The organism is Bradyrhizobium sp., assembly GCF_017881085.1.
Lineage (GTDB): Bacteria > Pseudomonadota > Alphaproteobacteria > Rhizobiales > Xanthobacteraceae > Bradyrhizobium.
Map to the genome: position 1 here is coordinate 1 of NZ_JADGRI010000317.1, position 6,046 is coordinate 6,046.

7 protein-coding genes are annotated in these 6,046 nt (G+C 63.5%); 5 read left to right on the forward strand and 2 right to left on the reverse strand.

Translation table 11 applies throughout. The features are described from left to right. On the forward strand, nt 1-1,053 hold a 1,053-nt coding region (locus QZ213_RS23150; protein WP_291688409.1), incomplete at its 5' end, for a sulfatase-like hydrolase/transferase. 283 nt (nt 1,054-1,336) lie between these two features. Here QZ213_RS23150 and QZ213_RS23155 read toward each other — a convergent pair. Then, on the reverse strand, nt 1,337-1,867 hold the full coding sequence (locus tag QZ213_RS23155) for a CAP domain-containing protein (RefSeq protein ID WP_291688412.1): 531 nt from the start codon (nt 1,865-1,867) through the stop codon (nt 1,337-1,339). A 462-nt stretch (nt 1,868-2,329) separates the two neighbouring features. Between QZ213_RS23155 and QZ213_RS23160 the strand changes: the two genes are divergently transcribed. The 4 genes from QZ213_RS23160 (at nt 2,330) to hemC (ending at nt 5,934) form a co-directional block, all read left to right on the forward strand. Then, nucleotides 2,330-2,530, forward strand: a complete 201-nt coding sequence (locus QZ213_RS23160) for a hypothetical protein (RefSeq protein WP_291688413.1) — start codon at nt 2,330-2,332, stop codon at nt 2,528-2,530. 192 nt (nt 2,531-2,722) lie between these two features. Further along, a complete protein-coding gene (locus QZ213_RS23165; protein WP_291688414.1) occupies nt 2,723-3,229 on the forward strand; it encodes a DUF1697 domain-containing protein in 507 nt (168 codons plus the stop codon). Between the two features lie 61 nt (nt 3,230-3,290). Beyond that, entirely contained in the window at nt 3,291-4,928 is a 1,638-nt protein-coding gene (locus QZ213_RS23170) for a choline dehydrogenase (RefSeq protein ID WP_291688410.1), read from the forward strand. A gap of 22 nt (nt 4,929-4,950) precedes the next feature. After that, on the forward strand, nt 4,951-5,934 hold the full coding sequence (gene hemC, locus QZ213_RS23175) for a hydroxymethylbilane synthase (RefSeq protein ID WP_291688411.1): 984 nt from the start codon (nt 4,951-4,953) through the stop codon (nt 5,932-5,934). Between the two features lie 4 nt (nt 5,935-5,938). Here hemC and QZ213_RS23180 read toward each other — a convergent pair. Next, nucleotides 5,939-6,046 (reverse strand): uroporphyrinogen decarboxylase family protein (locus QZ213_RS23180; RefSeq protein ID WP_291688415.1); only part of this gene is annotated, 108 nt, incomplete at its 5' end.

Below are 6,046 nucleotides of genomic sequence, written 5' to 3' on the forward strand. Positions count from 1 at the left end.
GCGCCGGTTTCCTGCCATCCATCACGCAAACTGCCGCACATCATCCTGTTGCACGATGAGTCCAGTTTCGACATCACGGCCGCGCCCGGAATAAAGGTGCCGCCCGGCTATTACGGTCATTTCAAGTCGTTCGACGGCAAAGCGCGCAAACTCGTGGTCGAGGGCGTGGGCGGACCAAGCTGGTTTACCGAATACAACGTGCTCACCGGCCTCTCGGCCCGCTCCTACGGACGTTTTGCCAGTTCCGTGACCAGGATCGCCGGCGGTCACGTCAGGCGGGGGCTGCCGCACTCGTTGAGCCGATGCGGCTACAAGACCTTCAGCCTCTATCCGTTCTATGGCGCATTTCTCGGTTCCCGGGCTTTCCAGATGACCGCCGGCATCGCGCGCTATCTGGACATGCTCGACCTCGGCACGCGAGACTTCGAAGCTGACAGTTTCTATTTCGACAGCGCCATCAAGATTATCGAACATGAACGCGGCGACGGGCCGCTGTTCTTCTACGTTTACACCGTGGCCAATCATTTCCCCTGGGACACGCGGCTGCGCCCCGAACTGACGCCGGACTGGCGCGCTCCCGGCAACGCGCCTGACATCGATGAGTACATTCGCCGGCAGGGAATGACGGCACGTGATTACAGGAGATTGCTGCAGCGGCTGGCGCAGGAATTTCCGGCTGATTCTTTCCTGATCGTGCGCTATGGCGATCACCAACCGCAGTTCGGCCCCCGCATCATCGATCCCTTGCTCGACAAGGCGGCGTTGGCGCACCGGCTGGAAGCCTCTGACCGGCGCTATCTGACCACCTATTACGCCATCGATGCGGTGAATTTCACGCCGGCCGATCTGTCCTCGGCGCTCGACACGCTCGACGCGCCGTATTTGCCGTTGGTCGTACAGGAGGCCGCGGGCGTGCCGCTCGGTCCGAGCTTTTCGGAACAGAAGAAGATCCTGCAACGCTGCGGCGGCGTGTTCTATGGCTGCACCGGGGGCGCCGAGGCCCGGCGTTTCAATCGGCTTCTGATCGAGGCGGGCTCGATCAGGGGGCTATAGGCCGGGGGCCGCAGGCGCTCACGTAGTCGCGGTGGCGAACCGGGCTCGCCACCGCGATCATTGCAACAGACCGCTATGGCCTGGCGAGAACCGTGATCGTCTCCATCCTGATCACGATCAACGACTCGATGGTAGTGATAGTTAGGCCGCGTGTGCGGTTGGCATGCCGGCACCGGATAGCGTTCCGGGACGGAGGGACGCGGGTCGTTCGCGGCGACGCGGGCCGCCATCGTTGCCGCGAACGGGATGTATTGGCCGGAAGCCTCGCATCACAGGCGGCGGATCAAAAGCATAAGCCGAGAAGTTTTACCCGGCACGGTTGAGCAGACGTTTTTCTCTTGGCTACCGGCGGCGTCCTCTTGCCCTCGGCTATCGGCCGCGTCTCATAATCGCCGGCGATCTCCATGGCCCAATACGTGCGATGAGAGGTGGCACTTCTTGCGCTGGCGACGCCGACGCGGGAGGCCTTGGGGAGCAGGAGATTTTTTCGATGTCCCGCTGACGCGATCCATTGATCGAGCGTCTTTTCGAAACTGTCATAGCCATACGCAATATTTTCCGCAGCCCGCCCGGCTTTCGCCGGTGCGATCCGCGAACTGAAAGATCCGAGCACGTCGTGGTCGAGCGTATCCCTTGCGGCCATCGCCTTCGCCTGTTCCAGCGCAATCCGGTTGAGCGTGGCGTCCATGGCGACACGTCCTTCGCCGTGCTTCAGACGAAAGCCGGAGATCGACTCGGCAGGTGCCGATTCTGCGGCAGCCAAGCCGCTGAAAAGCAGCGCCAATGAGAGCAAAATGGCGAATAGTGGTTTCATGTACTGCCGGGGTTTCGCGGCCAATAGCTTGGCTGAAGGTGTCATTTCTTCTCTCATTATCGCGACGAGCGCAAGGCGCTGGAGGCCTCTGGGAAGCGCCGACGCGACGTGGCTCAGCCGGACAGCGACTGGCTCGACGATATTCGCGCTGGTCCGGTGTGCCGGGATCCATGGCCGATCGCGTCGGCTGCAGGGATTCACCACGAGACCGCTGAGGCAAAGGCCGCAAGTTCCATCAAGGGAACGATGATTGCGAAACGCCGACAAAAGATTTCGGTGCACTGGAGGTTGAAAATCTTGAAGCATCGGCGTGCGCGTCGATACCATCGACAGATGATTCCAAGGCGGCCAACCGTCTGGTGGACGACCGCAACGCCGGTCAATCCGGGGGACACCATGCCAGCTGATCTGTCAGCATTTCGTCATTTCAGGATCGTATCGGGTTTGGCGTTTTGTCTGGCAATGCTGCCGGCAAACGGTCACGCCTTCACGGAAGACGATCAGCGCCGGCTTTGCACCGGCGATGTGTTTCGGCTTTGTGCGTCGGAAATTCCGAGCGTGGAGCGTATCACCGCCTGCATGCGCAAGCAGCGGGCTAGCCTGAGTGATGGCTGTCGCCGGGTTTTCGGCAAACCAGCCGAACAATCAGCCTCGGCGAGGTGACGCGAGCGCCGTCGACGCGCCCTTTCAGGCGCGCACGCCGGCGGTCGGAAATCGCGGGAATACACCATCGGCGCAGCGGGACCTCTTCATAGGGTGACCGGGGTCGGTCGTTCGCAGAGCGCCTGATCTGGCGGGCGGCCGGCCCAGACCCTGTTAGAAAGAAAAGCCCTTGCTCGAATGGCGAGACCCGAATTGACCACCTTCGTCGCGCTGTTGCGGGCCGTGAACGTCGGCGCGAGCGGCAAGCTTCCGATGCGCGAACTGCAGGCCATGTGCGAGGCCGCCGGATTTTCCGAGGTCAGGACCTTCATTGCCAGCGGCAATGTGGTTTTCAGAAGCGGGAAATCCGAAGCCGAGATCAAGGCGGCTCTCGAGGCCTGCCTGAAGGCCTTTGCCGGCAAGCCCGTCGGGGTTCTGGTTCGAACCGCCGCCGAGCTGGCCGCGGTCCTGAAGGGCAACCCTTTTCCGGAGGCCGCGCCCAATCGCACGGTAGCGATCTTCTTGAACAAGCGGCCCCCCACGACCGCCCTCGCGGAAATCACCGGCCAGGCCGGGGAAGAGGTCCGGCTCGGCAAGCGGGAGGTTTACGTCCACTACCGCGACGGTATCGGCAAATCGAAGCTCCGGATCCCGGCGGTAGCCGACGGCACTGCCCGCAACATGAATACAATCGCCAAGTTGACAGCGTTGGCGGGATAAGCTCAATCGCCTCTCTAGCGGTGTTTTCCTGCAGGTAGCGTCGAGGCCGGACCGTACCAGAATGAACGAAAAAACTCCATCCGCGGCCAACCGATTCGTTGACGTTCTGGAATTCGATTACGTCGTGGTCGGCGCGGGTTCGGCCGGATGCGTGCTCGCCAATCGTCTCAGCGCGGACGGAAGGCATTCGGTGCTGCTGCTCGAGGCCGGCCCGCGGGACACCAACCTCTGGATCCACGTTCCGCTCGGCTACGGCAAGCTGTTCAAGGAGAAGACCGTCAACTGGATGTACCAGACCGAACCCGAGCCGGAGCTGAACGGCCGGCAGGTGTTTCAGCCGCGCGGCAAGGTGCTGGGGGGATCAAGTTCGATCAACGGCCTGTTGTACGTCCGCGGCCAGCACGAGGACTATGATCGCTGGCGCCAGCGCGGCAATGCCGGCTGGGGTTATGACGACGTGCTGCCCTATTTCAAGAAGGCGGAGAACCAGCAGCGCGGCGCCGACAAATATCACGGCACCGGCGGTCCGCTGCCGGTGTCGGACTGGCGGCATGCCGATCCGCTGTCGGAAGCCTTTGTTGTGGCCGCGACGGAAACAGGTATTCCTGCCAATCCCGACTTCAACGGGGCGACGCAGGAAGGGGCTGGCTTCTTCCAGACCACGACCCGGCGCGGCCGGCGGGCGAGCACCGCGTTTTCCTATCTTCGGCCGGCCAAGAATCGCGGCAATCTGTACGTGGAGACCGACGCGCTGGCCCAGCGCATCCTCCTGGAGGGACGCCGGGCGCGCGCCGTCGAATTCAAGCAGGGCGGCCGGCTGCGCACCGCGCGGGCGCGCAAGGAGATTCTGGTCTCCAGCGGCGCGTATAACTCGCCGCAATTGCTGCAGCTCTCCGGCATCGGGCCGGCTGAGCTGTTGAGGCAGCACGGTATCGAGGTCGTGCTCGACGCGCCCGGTGTCGGCAGCGATCTGCAGGATCACATGCAGGTACGGCTCATCACGCGGTGCGCGCAGCGTGTCACGCTCAATGATATCGTCAATCATCCGGTCCGCCGGGTCATGGCCGGCCTGCAATACGCCGCACTTCGCAAGGGGCCGCTGACGATCGCTGCCGGCACGTCGGGCGCGTTCTTCAAGACCAATCCGCGGCTGGCGACGCCGGATATCCAGATCCATTTCCTGCCGTTCTCCACCGACAGGATGGGCGAGAAGCTGCATTCGTTTTCAGGGTTCAGCGCCTCCGTCTGCCAGTTGCGTCCCGAAAGCCGCGGCTCGCTGCGCATCAAGAGCGCCGATCCGACGGTGCCGCCGGAGATTCGGATCAATTATCTTGCGACCGAAACCGATCGCGCCGCGTTCATCGAAGGCATCCGAATCCTGCGCAAGATCCTGGCCGCGCCCGCGCTCAAACCTTACACTCTTGAAGAGGTCGATCCCGGACCGAAGGTCGTAAGCGACGAAGAGTTGCTGGCGTACTGCCGCCGCACCGGCAGCACCGTCTATCATCCGACATCGACCTGCCGGATGGGCAGCGATCCGCTGGCGGTGGTCGACCAGCGCCTGCGGGTTCGCGGCATCGAGGGTCTGCGCGTGGTCGATGCCTCGATCATGCCGGACCTGATGTCGGGCAATACCAACGCGCCCACCATCATGATCGCGGAGAAGGCCTCCGACATGATTTTACAGGATGCGCGGTAGCGCGACGTCGAAGGGAAAGTGAATGGCGGCAATTCGCATCAGGATCGGCACGCGCAAGAGCGTCATGGCGCTGGCCCAGACCGAGGAAATTGCACGGCGGCTCACTGCGGCCGTTCCCGGTCTCGAGGTCGAGATCGTCAAGTTCGAAACATCAGGCGATTCCGATCAGACCAGCAAGCTGCTGCAGCATGGCGGCAAGGGCGGCGCGTTCGTTGCCGAAATCCGCAAGGCGGTCGTTTCCGGCGAGTTGCAGGCCGCGATGCATTCGCTGAAGGACATGCCGGGCAATGAGGACACTCCGGGGCTCGTGATCGGCGCGACACTGTCGCGCGATCCGCCCGGCGATGTCCTGGTGCTGCGCGCTGGCGTTTTGGTCGACGATCTCAGGCGATCCCGCGGAAAGGGCTTCAAGATTGGCACCAACGCGGTGCGGCGCGCAGCCTATGCGCGGCGGTTGTTTCCGGAGGTCGACGTGATTCACTATCGCGGCGCCGCCGACACCCGCGTCCGCAAGCTCGATAGCCTGGAGATGCAGCGCCTTCCCGGCGGCGGCGCGGTCGGACCCGCGGACGCGCTGATCATGGCGCGTTCCGGGCTGCAGCGTGTCGGCTTCGCCGATCGCATCGCCTATGAATTTTCGATTCCGGAAATGCTGCCGGCGGTTGGGCAAGGCATCGTTGCGGTGGAATGTGCGGCGCAGGACTGGCAGACCCGCCGCATCCTGTCCGCCATCGACGACGCAGCCGCGCACCAAAGCGCCGACGCCGAGCGCGAAGTGCTGTGGGTCCTCAACGGTCATTGCAATTCGCCGATCGCGGGATTTTCCTCGATCGACGGCGCGCAGATGTCGCTGACCGCTTCGGTGCTCGACGAAGCCGGCGGCCTGTTCATCGAGGTCTCGCGCTCCGGCCCCGCCGACCGACCGCGCGAACTCGGCCGTGCGGTCGGGCTCGAACTCTTGGCCAAGGGCGCGGCCGCGATCATCGAACGCAGCCGGCCGGTGTAGCGCCTCAGCCCTGGTACGCGCGCACCCGCTTCAGCATCTGCTCGACATGCGCGATCGGGGTTTCCGGCTGGATGCCGTGGCCGAGGTTGAAGATCAGCCGGCCCTTTGCGTA

Coding starts and splice junctions, on each gene's coding strand:
- QZ213_RS23170 (WP_291688410.1), top strand. CDS start 3,291: ATGAACGAAAAAACTCCATCCGCGGCCAACCGATTCGTTGACGTTCTG.
- hemC (WP_291688411.1), top strand. CDS start 4,951: ATGGCGGCAATTCGCATCAGGATCGGCACGCGCAAGAGCGTCATGGCG.
- QZ213_RS23155 (WP_291688412.1), bottom strand. CDS start 1,867: ATGAAACCACTATTCGCCATTTTGCTCTCATTGGCGCTGCTTTTCAGC.
- QZ213_RS23160 (WP_291688413.1), top strand. CDS start 2,330: ATGCTGCCGGCAAACGGTCACGCCTTCACGGAAGACGATCAGCGCCGG.